Raw genomic sequence first — 24594 nt, forward strand, 5'->3', positions numbered from 1 at the left:
TAGGGATGTCCAGGCTTGTCGCTTGGGGACGTCCTAAAGCTATGAAGGAAGGTGGTGACCCGACATCACCATGTGGGTCTTGCACATGGTGATTCTTGGGCTATATGAGTCCGAGGGACTCCGCGCGGCGGACGGCAGCGCGGCGATTATTGACCTCGAGCTTTAGGAAGATGTGCTTGGTGTGCGTGCGCATAGTGTTTAAGGAGATGTGAAGTTGGCGAGCTATTTCGGGACCGGACAATTCGGTCGCGAGCAGTCGAAGGACTCCCTGTTCACGTTCGCTGAGGGGCTCGGCCATCGGCGCTATGGCGTCGTTTTCGCCGGCGTTCCTTAGCGACTGGCTGAGCATCCTCACGAAGTCAGGCTGGATGCCCGCACCAGCGGCTGTTCGCAGCAACCGCAGCATCGGGGCGCCCTCGTCGAGGAAGACCCGGATGTGGCCTTCGGGTTCTGCAAGTATGAGGGCTTGTTCCAGCGACTCTAGGGCGAGCTTTGTCTGTGCTTGAGTCTGCCGTGCGAGAGCCTGCAGGATCAAGATCTCGGAGAGGCTGCCTGTGCGTTTTCCCAGTTTGGCGGCGTGGGCGAGACGGGTGAGCAACGCTTCGGCGTCGTTGACAGCCTCGTTGGTGCCTTCCGCAATGAGTAACCGCGCGAGAGTGATGTGGCCAAACTCACTGAGGTAGGTGGGTTCGTCAGAACTGCTCAGCGCTTGTTCGACAACCCACGCCCAGGCGTCGGCGTGACGATGTTGGGTGATCCAGATCCTTGCCTTCAAGCCGCCGATAGGTCTGGCCTCCGGGAAGAATCCCCGTCGGTACTGCATCTCCGCGGCGGTCAAGAAGCCGAGAGCGCCTTCCATATCTCCTTCGGATCGTGTGACGCCGGCCATGCCGACCGACCAGCGATATTGGTGTTCGTGCGAGAATGCGCCATTTCCCAGTGCAACGGCTGCAGCTAGCTGCTCTGCGGCGGCTTCTGGCTGGTCGCGCTGCCGCAGCACTTCGCTGAGGCCCGCGTGCAGGTCTGCGGCAGGTGGGTTCCCGTCGGCTTCGCGCAACGCCAGATCATAGCCTGATTGCGCTTCTTCGAGCAGACCGAGCGCGAGCAGCATGTCCGCAACGACCATAGTTGTACTGAGGGCATCGAAATGATTGCCCGCCCGACGCAGATTGCGGGCGGATTCGCGGAAAGCACCCACTCCTGCCTCGAGGTCGCCGCTCACCCACGCGGCTAAGCCCAGCATGCCTGCCGCTGCGCCTCTGCCGAGGTGGTCGTCCGGCGTAGCCATATCTAGGGCGTGCTGCGCGTGTGTCCTAATCGCTGACATGTCGCCCAAGGCCATCGCAACCGCACCCCGGTAGAGAGCGATGGTGACAAGGAGCGAGTTCAGTTCTTCACCGGGCTCGGACTCGTGAGCGCCACCGTCCACTGCAGAATTGAATTGCTGCTCTGCAGCGGCGAGCTGGGGTTCGACCGCTGCGATATCGCCGGCGACGAGAGAGGCCCAGGCCGCGAAGACACGCAGCACGGGTCGGGAATCGATGACGGACGGGGGTAGAAGGGCGAGCCATCCGAGCAGCGTGGCGTCTTGTCGACTTTTTCGGACGCTCGGAATAGTGGACTCGATCACCCTCGCGGCTCGAGGGAAGTCGGAGCCTGCAAGCGCGTGTCGTACAGCCTCCTCTGGCGAGCCACTGCGTTCGAACCAATCGCTGGCGCGGATGTGCAGCGCATTCACGTGGGCGACGCCGTGCGCCAGGAGTCGGGCCTGCAACACGTCTGCGAAGAGGTGGTGATACCGGTACCACTTTCGCTGGTCATCCAGAGGAACGACGAAAAGATTGGCACGCTCGAGGGCGGCGAGCATCTCCGTACCGTCCGAGTTGCCGGTGATGGCATCGCACAACGGCCCGGAGAGTCGATCCAGGATTGCGGTCTGGCAGAGAAATTCGCGGACGTGGTTTGGCGCGCGTTCAAGAACCTCTTCGATGAGGTAGTCGATGACGAATCGATTGCTGCCGGTGAAGGCAGTGACGAACTCGGAGACGTCGGGCCGTTCCCGCAGGGAAAGGGCAGCAAGCTGGAGTCCGGCAATCCACCCCTCGGTTCGAGCCTCGAGAGCGGCGATGTCACCGGGAGACAGGGCCATGCCGGTGGCTAGGGTGAGGAACTCTGCAACTTCGTCGGGGGTGAACCGCAGGTCAGTCGCCCGCAGTTCGGTGAGTTCGTCCCGTGCGCGCAGCCGCGCGAGGGGAAGCAGCGGATCGGATCGACTGGCAATCGCGATGTGCAGATTAGGGGGTGAATGATCGAGGAGGAAGGTGACCGCGTCGCGTATAGATGTGTCCTCGATCAGCTGGAAGTCGTCCAACACCAGCAGTATCCGGTTGGCATGGTGTGTAACGTCGTTTACAAGCGCCGTCAGTGTCCATTCCATCGACCGCGTCACATCATCCCCAGTTGAGGTCGCCGATCCATGCGCGGCGTCGAATGCTGCGACCAAATAGGTTAGGAATCGGATTGGGTCGTTGTCGCTCTCTTCGAGCGACACCCAGCCGACACGGAGGTCGGGGTCGGCAAGTCGGCATGCCGCGATCCATTCGCTGAGCACCGTGGTCTTGCCGAACCCGGCGGGTGCAGATATGAGCGTGAGCCTTCGACCAGCGGCAGCCCCTGCATCCAGTTTTCTGGTGAGGCGGGGGCGAGGGACGGCCTGGGTGCGCGGTAGGGGCACGAAGAGTTTAGTAGCCAGAACCTGCATCGCCATGTGCTTATCCTAGGGATGCGCCGGTGAGCGGGTCGACCTCCCGTGGAGAGGCACGACCCCTGGGCGTCAGCGACGCGTAGTGCGGATCTTGCCGTAGAGCCGCACTAACTGGGGAACGACGATGTACACCGCGAGTGGCACCACAAAAACTGACAACACGAATTCGCGGAGAATCGGGTTCCAATCGGTCGCAAATGGTGCGATCGCGAAGAAGCCCAAAGTGACCAAGGGAAAGATCGCGATCCACGTGATCACCGCTCGGGCATGAACGGTGGGCGGGGCGGTGGCAAGCGTGTTGTTCGTCAATGACATGGTGGGGCTCCTTCTTATTGTCGCGCCGCGATCGTGGCGTCGAGGTCGTTCTGCAGGAGCCACCCGTTGATGGCGATGGCGCTAGCGCTTCCTGCTCCTGCTGCGGTGATGACTTGGGCGGTCGGGGTCACGACGTTGCCCGCGGCCCATACCCCGGCGACGCTTGTCTGGCCGAAGCCATCCACGATAACCAGACCGGTGGTCACATTCTTCTGGCATCCTAGGGCTTCCAGGATCTGATCGTTGGGGCGCGGTCGCGGTGCAACGAAGGCCGCCTCGCACTTGATCAAAGTGCCGTCCTCGAGCGCGACTCCTTCGAGGAATCCGATCTTGCCTGCAAAGTGCGACACCACTCCGACGACCACCTGGATCCCGAATGTCTCTAGGCCAATACGCTCGTCATGGGTTAGATCGACTCCATTGGTGACGAGCGAGACTCGGTCGCTGTAGCGGCGTAATAGACCCGCCTGCTTGATCGACATCTCTTTCGTGGGGCTGCCGATGACCACGATGTTCTTGTTGAGCACTTCGTATCCGTGGCAGTAGGGACAATGATGAACGAGTGTCCCCCACCGTTCGCTGAGGCCGGCGATGGGGGGCAACTGGTCGGTCAGACCGGTTGCCACGAGCATCGTGCGTGCGTACACAGTGGCTCCACTCTCAAGCGTCACGGTGAACGTTCTGTCCGAGCCAAAGTCGACTCTTTGCACCGTGTCGAAGATGATTGATGCCCCATAGCCGCGTAACTCGTTGCGACCCAGCTCAATAAATTCGAGTGGCGGGATGCCGTCACGCGAAATAAAACCGTGCATCTCTGCAGCAGGTGCGTTCCGTGGACCACCCGCATCTATGACCGTGACGGAAGATTGCGCGCGCGCAAGAACCAGCCCCGCGCTGAGTCCAGCGGCACCAGCACCGACAATCACTGCGTCACTCCGAGTCACCTTGACCACCTCCACAGTACAAACTGTCAGTGGAGCGCGGACAATGGGAACTTCTGTTGCTAAAACCGGAACAACCTGATTGCCTGTACCTATGAGTACAGCACAGAGAGTGGCGACCGAACTTACTCAGATCGCGCCGAGGTTGAGGCAAGCCCGGCAAATGAAGAACGTTACGCTCGACGAGTTGGCGAAAGAGACGGGCATCTCGAAGAGCACTCTTTCGAGACTCGAATCGGGACAGCGCAAGCCGAGCCTGGAGCTCCTGTTACCTATCGTTGCCGCGCTTGCGGTTCCCTTAGACGAGATTGTCACGTCACCCAGGATCGAGGATCCGCGTGTTCCTCAAAAGTCGAGCCGTGCCGACGGCCGGACTCTTACCCGCCTGTCTAACCACCATGGTGAGCCGCAGGCATACAAGATGACCATCCCAGCGACCGATCGCACCCCTGTCCTACGAACACACGAGGGGTACGAATGGATCTACGTCCTTTCGGGCCGCCTCAGACTGGTGCTTGGTGAGCACGACATCGTCATGGCGGCGGGCGAAGCTGCCGAGTTCGACACCAAGAATCCGCATTGGTTCGGTGCAGCCGGAACGGGTCCCGTTGAGCTGCTCAGCATGTTCGGTAAGCACGGTGAACGTATTCACCTGAGAGCACGCTCGAGCGCAGCACTGAAGTCTTCAGTTGGCACGAGATAGCCAGTCCTGTGTGACTCATGTGGGCCGCGATTACATCTACCGATGACGAAAAGGACGGACATCGCACTTGGCGTCTCGTGTCACGCTGCGGCTGCGATTAGGGCTTGCTGTAGACCTCGCGACGGTGTGCGACCTCGACAATGAGGATGAGGATTTGGTCGTCGTCAATATTTGTGAGGATTCGGTAATCGCCGACCCGGTAACGCCAGAATTCTTCGTTGACGAGTTTTTTACCGAGCTGGCGGGGATTATCTAGTTGGGAGAGCTTCCGTTCAAGAAAATCACGGATCCGTTTTCCTGCAGCCGAGTCAAGTTTCCTGACCTGTTTGGCTGCCTTCGGGGTGAACCTGATCGTGTAGCTCACGCAGGCCAGACCACATCAGCGAGATCAATCGCGTCGTCGTTGGACTGAGTGAACTCTTCGAGCGCATCCTTGGCCAGGAGATAGTCTTCGTTCTCTTCCAGATACTGGATCAATGCTTCGGTCGCATAGAACGTTTTTGACCGACCCGTGCGCTCCGACAGGTGTTGCAGGCGGCGTTCTGTTTCATTGTCAACGCGCAGATTGATTTGTGGCATATGGAACCCTCCTAGGATGCTATACAAATATAGCATCAGATTGCGTCCCGCGGAGTGTCTTTCGGCTAGGAACTGTTACCTCGCATCGCTATGGTTAGTTACGAGCTGCACGCATCGGCGCAAAAGGAAGTCACGTATGTCTGTTTCTACACCTGTTTCTTCTGCTCCTGAGAAGGGCTTCCGCCGGTCGGCTGTCATCCTCCTAGGCCTCCTCGGGGCTATTCAGGTGACGGACCCCCTCATCTCCTCCCTCGCCCTCGTGCGGGCCTCGGATGAGCTCAACTTCACGGCCTCGGTGCAGTCCTTGGCCGCCGGTATTTCCACCCTCGCGCTCGCCGCTACGGTGATTCCCGGGGGTCTCCTCGCCGATCGCCTCGGACGCCGCCAAGTCTTGATGGTGTCGATTTTGGTGGCTTCTCTGGGCCAGATAATCACCGCCGTTGGAACCGACCCGGGCATTTATCTGCTTGGCCGCATCATTGCCGGAGTCGCCTTAGGAGTCACCTTTGGTGCTGCCTACGGAATGCTCAAAGAGGTGAGTGCCCCCAAAGCATTGGGTCCGGCCATGGCCACATTTAACATTGTGAACGGCGTCATTCCGGTCGTGGCCATGATTGCCACGGGAATCCTCGTGGCCGTCAACTGGCGGCTGGCATACCTGATTTTGCCTCTCATTTCCGTTCTGTGTTTCCCCTTCATTCCCCGAATTCTTCCGAAAGTCGCCAAACTTCCGGGCGGAAAAGTTGACCTGTGGGGCATGACTTTTGTCGCCCTCGGCGTCGCGGGGCTCCTCTTTGGTATTAGTGCCGCCAGCGGTGGCCTAGAAAAGCCGGCTTTCTGGGGTTCTATTTTGCTGGGGCTCGTTTCCTTTGCCGCTTTTGCGATTGTGGAAAATAAATCACAGGCTCCCGTATTCCCGATCAAGCTTCTAACGCATCCGGCATTCTTGGGCGCCGTCATTATGGGAGTTTTTTGGAACTTTGGTTCGGCTGCGATGAGTCAGATGCTCCCTAATTTTTGGCAGTATGTCACGCACATACCCTCTGGGCTGTTGGGTGTCGCCAATCTTCCCATGTCGTTCGCGGGCATCATTGGTTCCCTCGTGGCCGGTATTTTCCTCGGCAAGGGCGTCGCATCGCGGACACTTTCGACAATCGGTTATGGCCTTATCGTCGTAGGCTTCCTCTCCTACACGCTCGTGACTCCCGCAGCCGGTTATGTTATTTTCATTCCAGGAATGCTCCTTGCGGGCGCCGGTTGGATGATGAACGCCACGTCTCAGGGCAACCTCTTTATTAGGCTTGCTCCCGCCAAATTCTTTGGCCCGGTCACGTCTAGCAAGGTCACGGTGGGGCAGTTTGGCTATGCATTGGGGCTCACCGGAACCACCGTTTTGGTCAGCACTTTCACGCTCGCTGGCGTGGACAAAGCTTCCAAAGGTGCCGTGACCGGGGAGGGCAACTGGGACGCTATCACGTCGTACCTTGCGACCGGAACCACGACCAACGCCGACTTGACGGCAATCGGCCAGAGCGCGTTGGAGACCATCTACGCGCAGGCGTTCCAAACGACATCCGTCATCGTGGCGATTGTGGTGGCGATTGCCGGAGTCTTCATGTACCTCAATCTCAAGAACAAGAAGGCGGACGTCCCCGTAGACGAATTCCTTGGTCTCACCTGATTTTGAGGCGTTTGTTTTGACACAATAGAGGCATGGCCAAACGTCTCGCCTCCGCCATCAGCCCGTACCTGCTTTCGCATGCCGACAACCCGGTGGACTGGTTTCCGTGGAGCGCCGAAGCCTTCGTTGCCGCCGCCGAACGTGACGTGCCGGTCATGGTCTCCATCGGGTATTCGACGTGCCACTGGTGTCACGTCATGGCGCGCGAAAGTTTCAGCGATCCGGCTACCGCTGCCTACCTAAACGAGAATTTCGTGAGCGTCAAGGTTGACCGTGAAGAGAATCCCGAGGTCGACTCGGCCTACATGGCAGCCGCGGGTGCCTTCACGACCAACCTCGGTTGGCCGCTCACGGTGTTCGTCACCCCTGCCGGTCAAGCTTTCTATGCGGGCACGTACTTTCCGCCGGAGCCTCGTGGCGGCATGGCATCGTTTCGGCAAGTTCTCGACGCCATAACGGATGCGTGGGTCAACCGCCGAGAAGAAGCAGAAGCCAATGCGGCAGGGGTAACCGAAGCTGTTGCCGCAATGGCCAAACGCTCGCCGAGTGACTCTTCCCTGTTCGTGCATTCTCGGGATGGGGACAATGGGCGGTCCGGCGAAAATGCTGATCTCGACGCGCGCCTGGATGACATCGCGGATGCCGTTGTCCGTACCGAAGATCGCATAAACGGGGGTTTTGGGCGGGATCCTAAGTTTCCGCAGGCTCCCGGTCTGGGGTTTCTGCTTCACCGCAGTGGGCCCTTTGCGGCAGTCGCTGAGCGCGCCCTGGCGGCTATGGCAATCTCGGAGCTTCGCGACCCGGTCGAGGGCGGATTCTTTCGCTATTGTGTGAAAGGCAACTGGACCGAGCCCCACTACGAACGCATGCTCTACGACAACGCCCTACTCCTGGCCGATTATGTGGCGGTCGCGGTCTCGGCGGTGGGGCCGGGGTTGGCTGGCGACGAGAACGTGTGGGCTCGTGACGCGGCGCACGGCATCGGCGACTTTCTCATTACGACGATGCGCCTGCCGGGCGGTGCTTTTGCGGCGGCTCAGGATTCCGAGAGTACGGTCGCTGGGGAGCGCACCGAGGGCGGGTACTACGGCCTTTCAGCGGAGCAACGTGCGCGGGAGACTCCGCCGGCACTGGATACAAAGGTACTCACGGGCTGGAACGGTCTAGCGATCGCGGCGCTCAGTCGCGCTGGGTTTGCTCTCAACCCCGTCTGGATTGATGCCGCCCGCGCTGCCGCGGACTATCTGCTGGAGAATCACGTGGTCGAAGGTCACCTGGTGAGAGCATCCCGTGGCGGCCTGATTTCTGCGGCTCCCGCCACGCTTGAGGACTACGGCGCCTTCGCTGTCGGGTTGCTCGAACTTGCCTGCGTCACGGGCGAGGTTCGCTATGCCATCTCTGCCCGCCAACTCGTCGCCACCACCCTGATGGAGGGTAACTTCGCGGCCCCCCGCGGCGATGCTGTTTTGTCGGCTCAGGGACTCTCGCTCGAAGTCGATCCCTCGGAGGGAGCGTATCCCTCGGGGATGACCTCGAGCGCTCGTGCTTCCTGGATGCTGTACGTGCTCACGGCCGACGAAAAGTACCGCGTTGCCACAGAGCGTGCTCTGGGTCGCGTTCTGGGTCTCGCCGAACAGCATCCCCTCGGATTCGGGGCGGTGCTGCATCTGGCCAGCGAAGTCGCGCGACCTCTTCGGCAGCTCGTTGTTATCGTGCCCGACCTACAGGATTTGGCTGAGGCCACAGAAATGCTGAGGGTTGTCCGCACGCTTCCCACGAGCATCACTGCGGTGGCAACCGAGAGCCAGGCTCAAGCCTTCGCCGCGGCAGGCTTTGAACTATTTGCCGGACGGGGTGCTGTTGACGGCCAACCAACGGCCTACCTCTGCACGAACTTCGTCTGCGCCCTGCCCACAACACATCCCGGCACGTTCTAGCAAGACTGCCTGAGGCCCTCAGCACTCCACCACGTTGACGGCGAGGCCGCCTTCGCTGGTTTCTTTGTACTTTGTCGACATATCTACTCCGGTTTGTCGCATCGTTTCAATCACCGCATCCAAGGACACGATGTGCGTGCCATCCCCGTGCAGGGCGAGTCGGGCCGCGCTGACCGCGGTCGAGGAGGCAATGGCGTTGCGCTCGATACACGGAATCTGAACGAGGCCACCAACGGGGTCGCAGGTGAGACCTAAGTGGTGCTCCATCGCAATCTCGGCGGCGTTCTCGACCTGCTGTGGTGTTCCCCCCAGCACGGCGCACAGGGCGCCGGCGGCCATCGAGCATGCCGAGCCCACTTCGCCTTGACAGCCTGACTCAGCTCCTGAAATGGAGGCGTTCGCCTTGAAAAGTGACCCGATAGCGGTCGCGGTGAGGAGGTATCGACGAATACCCTCAATGTTGGCACCAGGCACGAAGCGCATGTAGTAGTGGGCTACCGCTGGAACAATGCCGGCCGCTCCATTTGTTGGCGCCGTAACGACCCGCCCACCTGCAGCGTTTTCTTCATTGACAGCGAGAGCAAAGGCGTGCAACCACTCGATCGTCGTATCGCGGCGGTTTTCAATGGCAGCATCCGCGGCGACGAGGTGTTCACGCAACTGCGTGGCTCGACGTTTTACCCGAAGCCCACCGGGCAAAATGCCCGAGGAATTCAAGCCCTCATCGACACAGGATGTCATGGCCGACCAGATGGCGTCGAGGCGTTCGCAGATTTCGGCCTCAGTGTGCGTGGCCGTCTCGTTGCGCAGGGCTACTTCGTCGATCCTGAGATTCTTCTCGACACACATCGCCATGAGCTCGGCCGAGGTGGCAAATGGCAGGGCCGGAATGATTGTGATTGCGGCGTTGGTGTCGTCACCTTCGCGACGGATGAAGCCCCCGCCGATGGAGAAATACGTTTCGGCCGCGAGAATTTCGCCTTCGGGGAACGACGGCGAGGCGACTGCCCACGCGGTGAGTGTCAGGGCATTGGGGTGGCCGGGCAAGCGGGTTCGTGGTTCGAAAGAAATATCGGTCGGCTGGCAGACAATCTGGTGGGTGCCTGCGAGCATCAGCACGGGGATATCGCTAAGCCCGGTCCACGCGCCACGCACGTTTTCGGGCAAGCACGTCTCGGGGGTTTTGCCTGCGAGACCAGAGATGATGGCCCCTGGAGTTCCGTGGCCGATGCCGGTGGAACCCAGTGAGCCGTACAGCGTGCACGAGACCCGGGTGACGTCGTCAAGAATGCCGTCATCGACAAGAAGCTCAGCGAAAGCCTTGGCCGCTCGCATGGGGCCGACAGTGTGGGAGGAGGAGGGGCCAATGCCAATGGAGAACAGGTCGAAGGCCGAGACGTATGCAGTCACGAGTCGAGCCTAGGGGGACAACTTCTGCACGCCTAGGGTTGTGAGCGCTCAATTCGTGCGTGAGTCGAAGATCTCATGCACATTCTGCGCTCGTTAGTCCGAGCGGACAGCCTTGCGGGCGGTGATGACGCCCGTGTCGAAGCCGAACAAGCGGAGTCCGCCGTGAAAACGAGCGTGCTCCACTTTCAAGCAACGGTCCATCACAACTTTGAGACCCTTTTCTTCACCGTAACGGGCGGCTTCCTCGTTGAAGATGCCGAGCTGCACCCAGACGGCAGGAGCGCCGACAGACAAGACATCCTCGATGACTGCAGGAATATCGCTGGCTTTACGGAACACATCCACAATGTCAGGCACTTCAGGCAATGATGCCAGGTCGGGGTACACCTTTTGGCCCAGGATCTCTTTCGCATTGGGGTTCACGAAGTACACGCGGTAGTTGGTGGACTGCAGTAGGTAGGTGCCCACAAAGTAACTGGAGCGCGCGGGGTTAGGCGACATGCCCACAATGGCAATGGACTTCGCTTGGCGCAGAATCTTCAGGCGCTCCTTGGCATCCGGACCGATCCAGGTGCGCTGGCTGCGCAACATCTTGGCCAGCGGAGAGTTCGCCGGCAGGTCGCAGCTCAGGCCGTTCGAGAGTTGTGTCGTCACCAGTTCAGGTGTCACGAGTTCTGGTGTGATGAGTTCAGTAGCCATTACTTTCCCTTCCCTGCTGTGGTGCCTGCCTTGACCGCGGCATCCAGCGCCTGGTCGAGGTCGTAAATGATGTCCTCCACGTCTTCGATACCGACCGAGATGCGCACGATGCCGGGCAGAACGCCCGCGTCAAGAAGCTGCTGCTCACTGAGTTGAGCGTGCGTCGTCGATGCCGGATGAATAACCAGCGTCTTCGCGTCACCAATGTTGGCAAGGTGGCTGGCAAGGTTCAGTGACTCGATGAAGGTGCGACCGGCGTCACGCCCGCCGACGACACCGAAGCTAAACACCGAGCCCGGGCCTATGGGTAAGTACTTCTGGCCGCGCTCGTAGTGGGCGTGCGAGGGGAGGCCGGCCCAGTGGACGAACTCAATGCGGGGGTCGGCATCTAGCCACTGGGCAACAACGCGAGCGTTATTGACGTGCGCCTGCATGCGGTACGGCAGGGTCTCGACGCCCTGCGCAAGGAGGAATGCTGAGTGTGGCGCAAGCGCGGGACCAATGTCGCGCAGCTGCTCGGCGCGCAGACGGGTCAAAAAGGCGTACTCGCCAAAGTTACCGGCCCAAGTAAGGCCGCCATAGCTAGGAACGGGCTCATCAAACAGGGGAAACTTTTCGGTGTTCCAATTGAAACGCCCCGACTCCACAACAACCCCGCCGAGGGTGGTTCCGTGCCCGCCCAAGAACTTGGTGGCGGAATGAATAACAATGTCTGCTCCCCACTCGATCGGGCGCGAGAGGTAGGGGGTAGCAATGGTTGAGTCGATAATGAGCGGGATGCCGTGAGCGTGCGCAACCTCGGCAAGACCCTCGATGTCGGCCACCTCGCCGGAGGGGTTTGCCACGGATTCCGCAAAGATGAGTTTCGTTTTGTCGGTTATGGCCGCCGCGTAGTCCTCGGGGTTGGCCGAGCGCACAAAAGTAGTCTCAACACCGAAACGACGGAGGGTGACATCGAGCTGTGTGATGGAACCGCCGTAGAGGTTGGCCGAGGAAACAATGTGATCGCCGGCACCGGCGAGGGAGGCGAACGTGATGTACTGCGCCGAGAGACCCGATGACGTGGCAACGGCGCCAAGGCCACCCTCGAGGCTCGCAATACGTTCCTCAAACGAGGCGACCGTGGGGTTGCCCAATCGCGAGTAGATGTTGCCGTACTTCTGCAGCGCGAAGCGCGCTGCAGCATCCGACGTGTCATCAAAGACAAACGCACTGGTCTGGTAAATGGGGAGCGCGCGGGCGCCCGTCACCGCGTCGGGAATGTTCCCTGCGTGAATGGAACGGGTCTTGAAGCCGTACTCGCGATCTGCCATGGGTTAACGCTAGCTGAGTTAGTAAAACTAGGCGGTGCCATGCGTCACATGCGGTAACGGATGCGCTAGATCCAGCTTGGCAACCACATGTGGGCTTGCCAGAACCAGTAGGGAATCTGCATGCCCGTCCAGATCGGGAAGAAAAAGGCACTGACGAGAACGACAAAGATCAGATAAATGGCGACGACCCGGATGCCGCTCAGTCGGTGCCAGGTGGCATCCGTTCGCTTACCCAGAATGATGCCGATCGTGAAGGTGAGCGCCAAAATCATGTACGGCTCGTAGATGATGCCGTAGAACTGAAAAACGGTGCGGTTCATGTACATCAGCCACGGCAGGTAGCCAGCGACCATGCCCATCAAGATGAAGCCGACGCGCCATTCGCGCCAGCGAGCGAAGCGGTAGATCAGGTAGGCAATGGCGGCGGTGCCAGCCCACCAGATGAGAGGGTTTGCGAGCGCGGTGATGGCGGTGGAACAGGAGTCAAACGTGCACCCGTTTTCGCCGAGCTTCGAGCCCTCGTAATACATGCTCGTGGGACGAATCATGAAGAGCCAGGTGAGGGGATTGGCCTGGTACGGATGCGAGACAGTGAGCCCGGTATGGAAGGTATAGGCAGATTGGTGGTACAGCCAGAGGTTTTGGGCCCATTCCGGGACCCACGAGAACGTACCCTGCCACGCGAGGCCGTTCGTGGCTGTAATGGTGTGGCGGCCGTAACCGCCGGCGGTGAGAATCCAGCCCGTCCAGGACAGCAGATAGGTCACGAAGGCGATCGGCACGAGGGCGAGGAGCGCCGCTGGTGCCTGCTTCAAAATGGAGGCAGAAATCCAGAAAGGGAGACCGAGGCGTTTGCGATCGAGGGCATCCATGACAACCACATACACGCCGAACGCGGCCAAAAAGTAGATGCCCGACCACTTGACGCTGCAGGCCAGACCGAACGCGAGGCCGGCAGCCACGAGCCACGGCCGCCACCAAAGCGTGGGTCCCCAACTGGGCGAACGGCCAAGCGCTCGCCGGGCAGTCACGAGGTCGTCGAGCCGTCGCCTAGACCACTCTCGATCAATCAGCATGAGCCCAAAGCCCGCAAGAGCAAAAAGGGCCGCAAAGTTATCGAGCAGACTCACTCTCGACAGGGCGATGGCCTGTCCATCGATCGCGAGCAGGCCCCCGGCGATAACGCCGAGCAGTGTTGAGCCCGTGAGGCGTCGGGCAATGAGAGCAATCAGTAGCACCATCAGGATGCCTGCGATTGCCACCGAAAAACGCCAACCGAATGCGTTGCCGGCCCCAAAGGCTGCCATCCCCAACGCTATGAGCCATTTACCCAAGGGCGGATGCACGACATACGAGCCATCCGTTTTAAAAATGTTCGTTTCCCCCGCCGCAAAACGCGGGTCAGTCTCGGCCGGCCACGTCGTTTCGTATCCGTTATTGAAGAGGCTCCACGCGTCCTTGACGTAAAAGGTCTCATCGAAGACAAGCGAGTGCGGTTGCCCGAGGTCCCACATGCGCAGGCCGGCGCCAATTGCGGTGACAGCAAGGGGCCCGCCCCAGTACCAGAGTTTGAGCCGAGTTGGGGTTGAGAGTGTGCGACCCCACCAGGCGTCGAGGCGCGTTCCGCGGGGAGTGTCGTCTGTGTCGGTATCGGCGGCAACGGCAACGGGAGCAGTAAGGGTAACGACCGGCATAGCCGGAGGAGCCTGCACCCCAGTGGCTTCGGCAGTGGCTCCGAGAGCGGCGTCGCGCACCGCCCGGGCTTCGCGGCGGGTGAGCGCGCTAGCGGGCTTCTCTGCAGGGTTCCCCTGCTCAGGCTGTGCGTTATCGCTCACAGAGGAATCCTAGCGAGCGAACGCAGTGCCAGACTGGAGGAGTGATCATTCTTGGAGCAACTCCCATCGGCAATCTCGGCGATGTGTCGCGCCGTCTCGTGGAGATGCTCGACACGGTGACCATCATCGCCAGCGAAGATACCCGCACGACGAAGAAGCTCCTCGCAGCGTTGGGCATCGAAAACCGCCCCCGCCTCATTGCGCTGCACGATCACAACGAGAGTTACAAATCGCTCGAAATTATCGAACTTGCCCGTGAGGCCGACGTTCTCGTGCTCAGCGATGCCGGCATGCCCACCGTGAGTGACCCTGGATTTCATCTCGTTGAAGCGGCGGCGGCCGCTGGTGTTCAGGTCACTGCACTCCCGGGCCCTAGCGCCGTCATCACGGCTCTCGCTGTGGCCGGGCTACCTACCGATCGCTTTACATTTGAGGGTTTCTTGCCGCGCAAGCCGGGAGAGCGCACGACGCTTTTCACCGAACTTGCCCGCGAAACCCGCACCATGGTCTTCTTCGAATCGCCGAACCGGATCGCCGATTCCTTGGCCGATGCCCGCGACGTCCTCGGAGCCGATCGCCGGGCCGTGGTGTGCCGCGAGCTCACCAAGATGTTTGAAGAGGTCAAGCGGGGAACGCTGGCTGAACTTGCTGATTGGGCGGCTGAGGGCGTTCGCGGTGAAATCGCTCTCGTTCTTGCGGGGGCCGAACCTGCGACCATGGGTCTTGAAGCAGGGCTTGCTCAGGTGCGCATTCTTATTGCCGACGGCGTGCGTCTCAAAGAAGCGACGACGCAGGTCGCCGAGGCTACGGGGTTAGGCAAACGCGACCTCTACCAGGCGGCACTCGAGGGGCATTCCGCACACTCCGCACTCTCGGCACCCTCCAAAGGGAACGGACTGGGCGACCTCCCCCTACCGCGTTAGCGCGTGAGACCTGCTTGCTCGTAGAGCCTTTCTTGCGGATGGGGGAGCGGGGGGCTATCCGCTAGCCATTAGCCTTCGGAATCCCGAGTGGAGCCCTTCGGCTTCCGTTTTTGCATGAGATTGCCGGTCAGCCGAGCGGCCCAGTCACCATTGGGGTCTGAGTCGATGAGCACCATGCGTCCCAGCAGGGTCATAGGAACAGCCAGCAGCGCGCCCAGCGGTCCGAGGATCGCTGCCCAGACAATGACGGAAACGAACGTGAGCGTAAAACCGATCCCCACGTGCACGCCCACAAAGATAGGTTGCACGAGCGTCTGAATCATGTTGGCCGCGGCGTAAAGAACAATGACGAGAATCGCGAGAGGCCAGCCGCCAATGAGAAGGGCGATGATGGCGGGCGGAATGACCCCAATGACAAACCCGATGTTCGGGATGTAATTAGTAATGAATGCGAGAACCGCCCACGTCAGAGGGCCGGGGATGCCGAGCGCCACCAAAATGATTCCATCGAGAACGGCAATGAAGATGCCGAAAATCGTGTTCACGACCACGTAGCGGCGCACGCCCACGGCATACGCGTTGAACGAATCCGCGAGGCGCGGGCGACGTTCGGCAAGTTCGGCAATGAGCGCCGGAACGAAAGCTGCATCCGCCGCCATGAAAATGACGTAGGCCACCACCAAGATCAGCCCAACGGACGAATCAAAGAAGGAGTTGGCGACGCTGAGGCCCACCGCCACGAGCTGATCGGTATTGAATCCTGAAATCAAGCTCTCCGTGCCGGTGGGGACGATGCCGGCCGATGTCATCCAGCCAATCAATTGATCGGAAACCGCCGTGAGACGATCGGCGTAATCCGGTAATTGCTGCGCGAACTGTGTCACGGCAAAAGCGAGGAGTGTCGCAAAAATTGCGAGGGCAACGTAGACGGCAAGAACGACAACAGCCGTGGCTAGCCACCGAGGCCAGCCCCACCTCTCGAGGCGATAACGAAGTGGATGCGCCACAATCGTGAGCACCGCCGCCAGAACGAGAGGGCCAATAACATCGCGAGCGCTGTGGATGCCCCAAATTGCAATACTGGCCGCCGCCACGGTGATGAGAATCCGCGCTGGCCTAGAAAAGTGGGCGTGCTCGTGGGTCGCGGTCACGCGGTCCTCGCATCCTTGTTGCTCAAATTAGAATAGAGACCATGTCTTCCGGCAAAAGTTTCTATGTCACTACGCCCATCTTCTATGTTAATGACGTTCCCCACATTGGGCACGCCTATACCGAGGTGGCCGCAGATGTTCTTGCACGTTGGCACCGTCAGGCCGGAGACGACACGTGGTTGCTCACCGGGACCGATGAGCACGGCCAAAAAATTCTGCGCACGGCCACGGCAAATGGCTCAACACCTCAGGAGTGGGCCGATCGCTTGGTCGAGAATTCGTGGAAGCCGCTTCTGAAAACCATCGACATTTCTAATGATGATTTCATTCGGACCACGGATGCGCGCCATGAAGAAAATGTCCAAAAGTTTTTGCAACACATCTATGACTCAGGCTTCATCTACACCGGTGAATACGAAGGTTCGTACTGTGTTGGCTGTGAGGAGTACAAGCAGGCGAGCGATCTGGTCGCAGGCACCGGGGAGTATGTCGGCCAGCAGGTGTGTGCCATTCACTCCAAGCCGGTAGAGATGCTGCACGAGAAGAACTACTTCTTCAGGATGAGCGATTTCACGCAAAAGCTTCTAGATCTCTATGAGGAGCGCCCCGACTTTATCCAGCCCGAGTCGGCGCGCAACGAGGTCATTCAGTTCGTCAAGCAGGGCCTTTCGGATCTGTCGATTTCTCGCTCCAGTTTCGACTGGGGAATCAAGCTTCCGTGGGATGACAGTCATGTTGTCTATGTGTGGTTCGACGCGCTACTCAACTACATCACCGCTTCCGGTTACGGTTATGACGCCGAGATGTTGGCTCGCCGTTGGCCGGCCACTCATATCGTGGGCAAGGACATTCTTCGCTTCCATGCTGCTATCTGGCCCGCCATGCTTTTGGCTGCCGGCCTCGAGGTGCCTCACCAGGTCTTCGGTCACGGCTGGTTACTCGTCGGCGGTGAGAAGATGTCGAAGTCCAAACTGACGGGCATTGCTCCGAACCAGATCACCGACACCTTTGGGTCGGATGCGTTTCGGTACTACTTCATGAGCGCCATCAGCTTCGGCCAAGATGGCTCATTCAGCTGGGAAGATCTGTCAGCCCGCTACCAAGCCGAGCTTGCCAACGGTTTCGGCAACCTAGCATCGCGCACGATTGCTATGGTTGGCCGCTACTTCGATGGTGTCGTGCCGGCGCCGGGGGAGTACACGGATGCCGACAAGGCCATCCACGACATTGTGGCCGCCGCTGTGGTGACGGCCGATGACGCCATCGAGCGCCTAGCCATGCACGAGGCTATCGCCTCCATCTGGAGAATCGTCGAGGCGCTCAACGGGTACATCACCGAAATGGAACCGTGGGTTTTGGCCAAGGACGCGGCTCACCGCGATCGCTTAGCCACCGTCTTATACACGGCACTCGAGGGCCTGCGGGCGCTCGCCGTGTTGCTCTCCCCTGTGATTCCTCGCTCAACTCATAAGTTGTGGGTCGCTCTCGGAGCCGAAGCTTCGTTGGGTGAGCTTACTGCTCAGCCGGTGCGCTCTTCTGGCGTCTGGGGTCAGCTGGTCGCAGGTGCTCAGACTGCTTCCCTGGAGCCACTGTTCCCGCGCATCGAAGCCGCACTTGAAGACGCCGTCGAAACCGCGAAATAGGCTCACTGTTTTCATATGACTGAATCGGCATATATCCGCAAGCGTGAGAAGGTCGCGGAGCACGGACAAACCCGTGACCTCACATACCCGCCGCTTCCGGAGGCATTACCGGTGGGAACCTACGACAACCACACGCACCTCGAGATTGCCGATGGAGAAAACCCCATCGACTTTCACGAGCATCTGGAGCGCGCCGCGACAGTGGGCATCATGGGCGTTGTTCAAGTAGGCGGCGACGTTGAGACTTCCCGCTGGTCCGCCGAGGTTGCATCCACGGAGCCACGAATGATTGCGGCTGTCGCGATTCACCCCAATGAGGCACCGCGTTATGAGGCTGCTGGAAAGCTGGACGAGGCTCTCGCCGTCATTGACGAACTTGCGGCCTGGCCCCGAACGCGCGCCGTGGGGGAGACTGGCCTCGACTTTTTTCGCACAGGGGTCGACGGTCAGCCGGCACAGTTCCGTTCGTTCGAGGCCCATATTGGCATTGCCAAGAAGCATGACATCGCGATGCAAATTCATGACCGGGATGCTCACGAGGCCGTCATCGAGGCCCTTCTCCGTGTTGGCGCCCCCGCTAAGACCGTCTTCCACTGTTTCTCCGGCGACGCTGCCATGGCCCGCATCGCCGCCGATAACGGCTGGTATCTCTCGTTCTCTGGAACGGTCACGTTCAAGAAGAACCACGACCTGCGCGAGGCGTTGAGCATCATCCCCCGCGAGTTGATTCTGGTGGAAACGGATGCCCCGTTCCTCACCCCACAGCCCTTCCGCGGCCGCCCCAACGCTCCGTACCTCACTCCGCACACCGTGCGTGCGATGGCCACACACCTCGCGACAGACCTCGGTGATTTTTGCGCGCAGCTGGCGATCAATACCGAGCGTGTTTACGGTTCCTGGCAGGAAGGTCTGACCGTTGGTGCCTGAATCAGCCGTGACGTTGCTCGGGGCAACCGAGGTTCGCAGGCTCGCCGAACTGCTTGACGTCACTCCCACCAAGAAGCTCGGCCAAAACTTCGTCATCGACGCCAACACTGTGCGCAAAATCGTGAAGGTAGCCAAGGTCGAGGCCGGCGATACCGTGGTCGAGATTGGCCCGGGGCTGGGTTCGCTCACCCTTGGCCTACTCGAAGCCGGTGCCGCTGTCGTAGCCGTTGAGATTGATGGTCGACTCGCGACTCAGCTACCGCTCACGATTTCGGAACACGCTCCCGGTACGTCGCTGACCGTCATTCATGAGGACGCCATGAAAGTGATGGCGCTGCCGGATGCGCCCACTCGGTTGGTCGCGAACCTTCCGTACAATATTTCTGTTCCGGTCTTGCTTCATTTCATGGAACATTTTGCGAGCATCCGGTCGGGCGTTGTTATGGTGCAAGCCGAAGTGGGACACCGTCTCGCGGCTGCTCCTGGGTCGAAGGTCTACGGGGGTCCTAGCGTGAAGGCGGCCTGGTATGGCACGTGGCGTATCGCGGGCACTGTCAGCCGCCAAGTCTTTTGGCCCGTGCCCAACGTGGATTCTGTTCTGGTCGGTTTTGAACGTTTCGAAACCGAACCCGGGGATGAAGCGCTGCGTCGTCGCACCTTTGAGTTGGTGGATGCTGCCTTCGGCCAGCGCCGCAAGATGCTGCGCCAGGCGCTGTCGACCCTGTGCGGAACGAGTGCGGATGCCGTGGCACTTCTCGAGTCTGCCGGCATCGATCCCACCCTCCGAGGGGAGCAGTTGACGGTTGCCGACTTCGTGTCGTTGGCCCGCCGACGCTAAGTTGGAAGTATGACGGAGACACATTCATTGGACGTGGTTCACGCCAGGGCTCCCGGCAAGATTAACGTCTCGCTGAAGGTCGGCGCTGTCATGGAAGACGGCTATCACGACGTTGCGACCGCCTACCAAGCCGTCTCGCTTTATGAAGATGTGCGTGCCTGGCACGCGGATGATTTTTCTGTTTCTTTCACCGGCCCCATTGATTCCAAGGGCGTTCCGGTCGATGCGACAAACTTGGCCATTAAGGCGGCTCGACTCCTTGCGCGCAAAACAAAATATCGGGGCGGAGTGCGACTCGAGATTGAGAAGCACGTTCCCGTCGCAGGGGGAATGGGCGGTGGATCCGCTGATGCGGCGGCAACGCTCGTGGCCTGTGACGCCCTCTGGGGAACAAACCTAAGTCGAGACGACATGCTCGCACTATGCGCCCAACTCGGCTCAGATGTTCCCTTCTCGTACCTCGGCGGAACGGCCATCGGTACCGGTCGAGGTGATCGGTTGAGTCCGGCGCTCGCCAAAGGCCACTTTCATTGGGTACTGGCCATTGCCGACTTTGGTTTGAGCACCCCGACGGTCTATTCCGAGTTGGACGCCCATCGCGAACGCAACGTTCACGACATCGCGCCGTCCCCGGTCTCCCCTCAGGTCGATCCTTTGGTGTTGCACGCTTTGCGTGCCGGAGACCCGCACATGCTGGCGGACGCGCTTTCCAATGACTTGCAGGCACCCGCACTGCACCTTGAACCATCACTCAAGCTTGTGCTTGAACTGGGCGAGAAAAACGGCGCTCTTGCCGGAATTGTTTCGGGCTCGGGGCCCACCATTGCCTTCCTTATGGCAGATAACGAAGCGGCGATCGATTTGCAGGTGACCCTCAGCGCTGCGCAGCATCACGCACTGCGCGTCACGGGTCCCGTGCATGGCGCCCGGATTGTGAACGACTAAATGGCTCATCTCCTCGGCGGAGAATCCCTGCATCTCGAATACCCCACCCGCGTCATCTTTGACGGCGTGACCGTGGGAATCAACGATGGCGACCGTATTGGTGTCGTCGGTCGTAACGGTGACGGAAAATCCACACTCCTCTCTCTTCTCGCGGGTCGCATCGAACCCGACTCCGGCCGTGTTACGCGCAGTGGTGGTTTGACTCTCGGCATGCTCGACCAGTCCGATGAGATTGACCCCACTCTTACCGTCGGCTACACGATTATTGGCGGCATCGAAGAGCACATTTGGGCCGGTGACGCCAACGTGCGTGACGTGCTCGCCGGGCTCGTCTCTGATATTCCTTGGGATGCCCTCGTGGGCGATCTCTCCGGTGGCCAGCGTCGCCGGGTGGCCTTGGCCGCGTTGCTGACCGGTGATTACGATGTCATATTTCTGGATGAGCCCACCAACCACCTCGACGTGGAGGGTATCTCCTGGCTGGCTGGTCACTTGCGCAAGCGTTGGCCGAACGGCCGCGGTGGCCTCGTGGTGGTCACCCACGATCGGTGGTTCCTCGATGAGGTTTCCACACAGACCTGGGAAGTCCACGATCGCATTCTCGAACCCTTTGAAGGCGGCTATGCGGCGTACATTCTGCAGCGCGTGGAGCGTGACCGCATGTCGGCAGCGAGCGAAAACAAGCGCCAGAACCTCATGCGCAAGGAGCTCGCGTGGCTTCGTCGCGGAGCACCCGCCCGGAGTACCAAGCCCAAGTTCCGCATCGAAGCAGCCAACCAACTGATCGAAGACGAGCCGCCCATCCGGGACAGTGTGACGCTGTCATCCATGGCCATGCAGCGGCTCGGAAAAGATGTCGTAGACCTCGAGAACGTCTCCGTCAGCTATGGCGAAAACGACGTCTTGCGCGATATCACCTGGCGCATCGCGCCGGGCGAGCGCACCGGCATTTTGGGTATCAACGGAGCGGGTAAGAGCACGTTGCTCGGCCTCGTCTCGGGCCATGTCAAGGCCACGAGTGGGCGCATTAAGCGTGGCACGACCGTGAAAATTGCCACCCTGACGCAGCAGCTCGATGAACTGAAAGACGTGCAGAACGATCGCGTCAGCACTGTCATCGCGGGCAAGAAGACGACCTATGTCACGGCGGGAAAGGAGATGACGCCGGGCCAGCTTTTGGAGCGCATGGGCTTCGCCAGCGCTCAGCTGTCGACCCCCGTCAAGGACTTGAGCGGTGGCCAGAAGCGTCGACTGCAACTGCTCTTGATCCTGCTCGATGAGCCCAACGTGCTCATCCTCGACGAGCCCACCAACGACCTCGACACCGACATGTTGGTCGCCATGGAGGACCTTCTCGACACGTGGCCCGGAACGTTGCTGGTCATCTCGCACGACCGGTACCTCCTGGAGCGCGTCACCGACAACCAATTCGCGGTCATGGATGGGCACGTTCGCCACCTTCCGCGTGGCGTGGATGAGTACCTGGAGCTACGCACCAAGCAGATGGCGGCACCCAAAACGGGAACGGCTACCGGAGCGCCCACCTCGCACGGCTCTGCTGGTTTCGAGTCTGCGGGTCCTTCGGGCTCCGCTGCTCCCGCCGCGCGCGTTTCGTCGCTGACCGGTGCCGACCTGCGTAACGCCGAGAAGGAGTTCTCCTCAATCGAGCGCAAGATTGCCAAGCAACAGGGTGACGTCAAGGCGATTCACGCCAAGATGGCGAGCCACGATCCCAACGACTATGTGGGCCTTGGTGCGCTGTCAGATGACATCGGCAAGGCCGAGACGACCATCGCCGACCTCGAACTGCGGTGGCTTGAACTCTCGGAGCTTCTCGCGAAATAGAGCACTTTAACGGCAGGCTAGGACAGGCGCGCGTCGCGCTGATCGACCTGGATGCTGAGGCGCCGCAGGGACTCCGTGAGGCGTGCCTGCTCGGAACGCGACAACGACGAGAGCAGCAGAGCTTCGGCATCGACAAGGCGGGTGATGGCGGCATCCACTCGCGTGAGGCCAGCAGCGGTCATCTTGACCAGGACTCCGCGTCCATCATTGGGGTCCATGCGGCGCTCGACCAGACCGCGCCCCACGAGGCGGTCGATACGGTTTGTCATGGTGCCACTGGAAACGAGGGTCTGGGTTAGCAAGCCCTTGGGGCTGAGCTGATAGGGGTCGCCCTCGCGCCGCAAGGCGGCGAGCACATCGAACTCCCACGAGTCCAGCTCGGAACGGGTGAACGCCGTGCGGCGGGCCCGGTCCAGCATCTTTGCCAAGCGGCCGACCCGGGAAAGAATCTGCAGGGGAGCGAAGTCGAGATCCGGGCGCTCACGACGCCACGATTCCACAATTCGGTCGACTTCATCGTTCTCGGGTGTCATGCCCTCATTATCCCGCGTCATTTTCTGGCAGACTGTACATACTGAGATTGAACGACTGATTTCATAATTCCGCCATGGTGTAATGGCAGCACGGCAGCCTTTGGAGCTGCCTGTCTAGGTTCGAATCCTGGTGGCGGAGCGGATGAAGGGAATCCCATGGCTGACAAAAACCTCGCCATCATCGTTTTGGCGGCAGGCCAAGGCACCCGCATGAAAAGCGCGACGCCTAAGTTGTTGCACAAATTAGGCGGCGTTTCCGTCGTCAGTCATGTCTTAGCCACGGCCAAGCAGCTCGAGGCGGCTCACGTCGTCACGGTGGTTCGCCACGAACGCGACGCGCTCGTCGAGGTCATCGAAGTGGACCTTCCCTCCAGCATCATCGTCGACCAAGACGATATTCCGGGCACGGGTCGCGCGGTCGAATTAGCCATTGCCGCTCTCCCCGCTGGTTTCGACGGGGATATTCTGGTGGTCAATGGCGATGTCCCCCTGCTCGATGCCGATACGTTGAGGCGTCTTGTTTCCGCTCACCGCGAAGATGAGACCGCGGCCACAATTCTTTCCACCACCCTGGATGACGCCGATGGGTACGGTCGCATCATTCGTGCAGCGGATGGTCGGCTCGACCGCATCGTCGAACACAAAGATGCCTCGCCGGAAGAGCGCGACGTTCGCGAGATCAACGCCGGCATCTATGTTTTCTCGTTGGCCCCGCTGAAGCAGCAGCTCGCAAACCTCACCTTAGAGAACTCGCAGGGTGAGAAGTACATCACCGATGTGATTGGCCTCTTGCGGGCATCCGGTGCTCCCGTGGCCGCCGTGGAACTCACCGAGTCTTGGAAGGTTGAGGGCATTAACGACCGCGCTCAGCTGGCACGCGCCGCTTCATTGCTCAACGGCCTGATCGTTCGCGGATGGCAACTAGCCGGCGTCACGATTATCGATCCTGCGACCACCTGGATTGACCTGCAGGTGCAACTGGCCCCCGATGTCGAAATCAAGCCGGGCACCCAACTTCTCGGCGCCACTGTCGTCGAAACCGGCGCCATCATCGGCCCCGATACGACGCTTGTCGATACCGAAGTGGGAGAGAACGCGGTCGTGAAACGAACGGATGCGACGCTCGCCGTCATCGGCGCCCGTGCCAGTGTAGGTCCTTTCGCCTACCTTCGCCCCGGAACCTACCTCGACGCTGACGGCAAGATCGGCACGTTCGTCGAGACGAAGAACGCTCGCATCGGTGTGGGAAGCAAAGTGCCGCACCTCTCTTATGTCGGCGATGCCACCATCGGTGAGGGCACCAATATCGGTGCTGGAACCATTTTTGCCAACTATGACGGCGTGACGAAAAATCATTCCGTCATTGGATCTCACGTTCGAACGGGATCGCATAACGTGTTTGTCGCGCCGATTAGAATTGGTGATGGCGCATACTCCGGAGCCGGCACCATCGTTCGCAAAGATGTCCCCGCCGGTTCGTTGGCTATTTCCGTTGCTCCACAACGCAACATGGATGGTTGGGTCGTCACCAACCGTTCCGGTTCTGCCGCTGCAATAGCTGCCGAACGCTCCGACGATAAATAGCGCAAGCGTTTCACAAGCCAAAGGGGCA

The 24594-nt window shown here is 60.2% G+C and carries 21 protein-coding genes and 1 tRNA gene; 11 read left to right on the top strand and 11 right to left on the bottom strand.

Features of this window, described 5'->3' with window-relative positions:
- Positions 1-100: 100 nt before the first annotated feature.
- The 3 genes from FB555_RS00605 to FB555_RS00615 form a co-directional block, all read right to left on the bottom strand.
- Positions 101-2767, bottom strand: a complete 2667-nt coding sequence (locus FB555_RS00605; protein ID WP_182483517.1) for a winged helix-turn-helix domain-containing protein — start codon at positions 2765-2767, stop codon at positions 101-103.
- A gap of 66 nt (positions 2768-2833) precedes the next feature.
- Positions 2834-3079, bottom strand: a complete 246-nt coding sequence (locus FB555_RS00610; RefSeq protein WP_182484304.1) for a putative antibiotic biosynthesis monooxygenase — start codon at positions 3077-3079, stop codon at positions 2834-2836.
- Between the two features lie 14 nt (positions 3080-3093).
- The gene (locus FB555_RS00615) at positions 3094-4023 is read right to left on the bottom strand and encodes an FAD-dependent oxidoreductase (RefSeq protein WP_182483518.1); all 930 of its coding nucleotides are present in this window, start codon (positions 4021-4023) and stop codon (positions 3094-3096) included.
- Between the two features lie 91 nt (positions 4024-4114).
- On the opposite strand from FB555_RS00615, the gene FB555_RS00620 reads away from it, so the two are divergent.
- Entirely contained in the window at positions 4115-4723 is a 609-nt protein-coding gene (locus FB555_RS00620; RefSeq protein ID WP_182483519.1) for a helix-turn-helix domain-containing protein, read from the top strand.
- A 97-nt stretch (positions 4724-4820) separates the two neighbouring features.
- Here the strand turns inward: FB555_RS00620 and FB555_RS00625 are convergent, their stop codons facing one another.
- Both FB555_RS00625 and relB read right to left on the bottom strand, forming a co-directional pair.
- A complete protein-coding gene (locus FB555_RS00625) occupies positions 4821-5087 on the bottom strand; it encodes a type II toxin-antitoxin system RelE/ParE family toxin (RefSeq protein ID WP_182483520.1) in 267 nt (88 codons plus the stop codon).
- A complete protein-coding gene (relB, locus tag FB555_RS00630) occupies positions 5084-5302 on the bottom strand; it encodes a type II toxin-antitoxin system RelB family antitoxin (RefSeq protein WP_182483521.1) in 219 nt (72 codons plus the stop codon). Before relB ends, FB555_RS00625 begins: the two co-directional genes overlap by 4 nt.
- Positions 5303-5438: 136 nt before the next feature.
- Between relB and FB555_RS00635 the strand changes: the two genes are divergently transcribed.
- Together FB555_RS00635 and FB555_RS00640 are read left to right on the top strand one after the other, a co-directional pair.
- On the top strand, positions 5439-6983 hold the full coding sequence (locus FB555_RS00635; protein WP_182483522.1) for an MFS transporter: 1545 nt from the start codon (positions 5439-5441) through the stop codon (positions 6981-6983).
- A 32-nt stretch (positions 6984-7015) separates the two neighbouring features.
- Positions 7016-8920 (top strand): thioredoxin domain-containing protein, encoded by a 1905-nt coding sequence (locus FB555_RS00640; RefSeq protein ID WP_182483523.1) that lies wholly within the window; start codon positions 7016-7018, stop codon positions 8918-8920.
- Positions 8921-8938: 18 nt separating this feature from the next.
- Here FB555_RS00640 and FB555_RS00645 read toward each other — a convergent pair whose 3' ends face one another.
- The 4 genes from FB555_RS00645 to FB555_RS00660 all read right to left on the bottom strand — a co-directional run bounded on the left by FB555_RS00645 (position 8939) and on the right by FB555_RS00660 (position 14177).
- Positions 8939-10330, bottom strand: a complete 1392-nt coding sequence (locus FB555_RS00645) for an L-serine ammonia-lyase (protein ID WP_182483524.1) — start codon at positions 10328-10330, stop codon at positions 8939-8941.
- A 93-nt stretch (positions 10331-10423) separates the two neighbouring features.
- Positions 10424-11029, bottom strand: a complete 606-nt coding sequence (locus tag FB555_RS00650; protein ID WP_246323490.1) for a CoA-binding protein — start codon at positions 11027-11029, stop codon at positions 10424-10426.
- A complete protein-coding gene (locus tag FB555_RS00655; RefSeq protein ID WP_182483525.1) occupies positions 11029-12342 on the bottom strand; it encodes an O-acetylhomoserine aminocarboxypropyltransferase/cysteine synthase family protein in 1314 nt (437 codons plus the stop codon). The genes FB555_RS00650 and FB555_RS00655 overlap by 1 nt, the downstream gene beginning before the upstream one ends.
- Before the next feature lie 65 nt (positions 12343-12407).
- Complete coding sequence (locus tag FB555_RS00660) at positions 12408-14177, bottom strand: dolichyl-phosphate-mannose--protein mannosyltransferase (RefSeq protein ID WP_343046360.1); 1770 nt, start codon at positions 14175-14177, stop codon at positions 12408-12410.
- A gap of 41 nt (positions 14178-14218) precedes the next feature.
- Between FB555_RS00660 and rsmI the strand changes: the two genes are divergently transcribed.
- Positions 14219-15100 (top strand): 16S rRNA (cytidine(1402)-2'-O)-methyltransferase, encoded by an 882-nt coding sequence (gene rsmI / locus FB555_RS00665; RefSeq protein WP_182483526.1) that lies wholly within the window; start codon positions 14219-14221, stop codon positions 15098-15100.
- A gap of 68 nt (positions 15101-15168) precedes the next feature.
- Here rsmI and FB555_RS00670 read toward each other — a convergent pair whose 3' ends face one another.
- Entirely contained in the window at positions 15169-16251 is a 1083-nt protein-coding gene (locus FB555_RS00670; protein WP_182483527.1) for an AI-2E family transporter, read from the bottom strand.
- A gap of 41 nt (positions 16252-16292) precedes the next feature.
- Here FB555_RS00670 and metG point away from each other — a divergent pair, with 41 nt between their 5' ends.
- Genes metG through FB555_RS00695 form a run of 5 tightly spaced genes read left to right on the top strand, consistent with a single transcriptional unit; the run spans position 16293 to position 22449 of the window.
- Complete coding sequence (gene metG / locus FB555_RS00675; protein WP_182483528.1) at positions 16293-17894, top strand: methionine--tRNA ligase; 1602 nt, start codon at positions 16293-16295, stop codon at positions 17892-17894.
- A 15-nt stretch (positions 17895-17909) separates the two neighbouring features.
- Entirely contained in the window at positions 17910-18821 is a 912-nt protein-coding gene (locus tag FB555_RS00680) for a TatD family hydrolase (RefSeq protein ID WP_182483529.1), read from the top strand.
- Complete coding sequence (rsmA, locus tag FB555_RS00685) at positions 18814-19659, top strand: 16S rRNA (adenine(1518)-N(6)/adenine(1519)-N(6))-dimethyltransferase RsmA (RefSeq protein WP_182483530.1); 846 nt, start codon at positions 18814-18816, stop codon at positions 19657-19659. Before FB555_RS00680 ends, rsmA begins: the two co-directional genes overlap by 8 nt.
- Positions 19660-19668: 9 nt before the next feature.
- Positions 19669-20604, top strand: a complete 936-nt coding sequence (locus FB555_RS00690; RefSeq protein WP_182483531.1) for a 4-(cytidine 5'-diphospho)-2-C-methyl-D-erythritol kinase — start codon at positions 19669-19671, stop codon at positions 20602-20604.
- Positions 20605-22449, top strand: coding sequence for an ABC-F family ATP-binding cassette domain-containing protein (locus FB555_RS00695; protein ID WP_182483532.1), 1845 nt, complete (start codon positions 20605-20607; stop codon positions 22447-22449). It begins immediately after the preceding gene.
- 17 nt (positions 22450-22466) lie between these two features.
- Here FB555_RS00695 and FB555_RS00700 read toward each other — a convergent pair whose 3' ends face one another.
- Positions 22467-22982, bottom strand: coding sequence for a MarR family winged helix-turn-helix transcriptional regulator (locus FB555_RS00700; protein ID WP_182483533.1), 516 nt, complete (start codon positions 22980-22982; stop codon positions 22467-22469).
- A gap of 68 nt (positions 22983-23050) precedes the next feature.
- Between FB555_RS00700 and FB555_RS00705 the strand changes: the two genes are divergently transcribed.
- Together FB555_RS00705 and glmU are read left to right on the top strand one after the other, a co-directional pair.
- A tRNA-Gln gene (locus tag FB555_RS00705) sits at positions 23051-23121 on the top strand.
- Positions 23122-23138: 17 nt separating this feature from the next.
- Positions 23139-24566, top strand: coding sequence for a bifunctional UDP-N-acetylglucosamine diphosphorylase/glucosamine-1-phosphate N-acetyltransferase GlmU (gene glmU / locus FB555_RS00710; RefSeq protein WP_182483534.1), 1428 nt, complete (start codon positions 23139-23141; stop codon positions 24564-24566).
- Positions 24567-24594: the final 28 nt, after the last annotated feature.

Origin of the sequence: Alpinimonas psychrophila (genome assembly GCF_014137865.1) — a bacterium.
In the GTDB taxonomy this organism is placed as follows: domain Bacteria; phylum Actinomycetota; class Actinomycetes; order Actinomycetales; family Microbacteriaceae; genus Alpinimonas; species Alpinimonas psychrophila.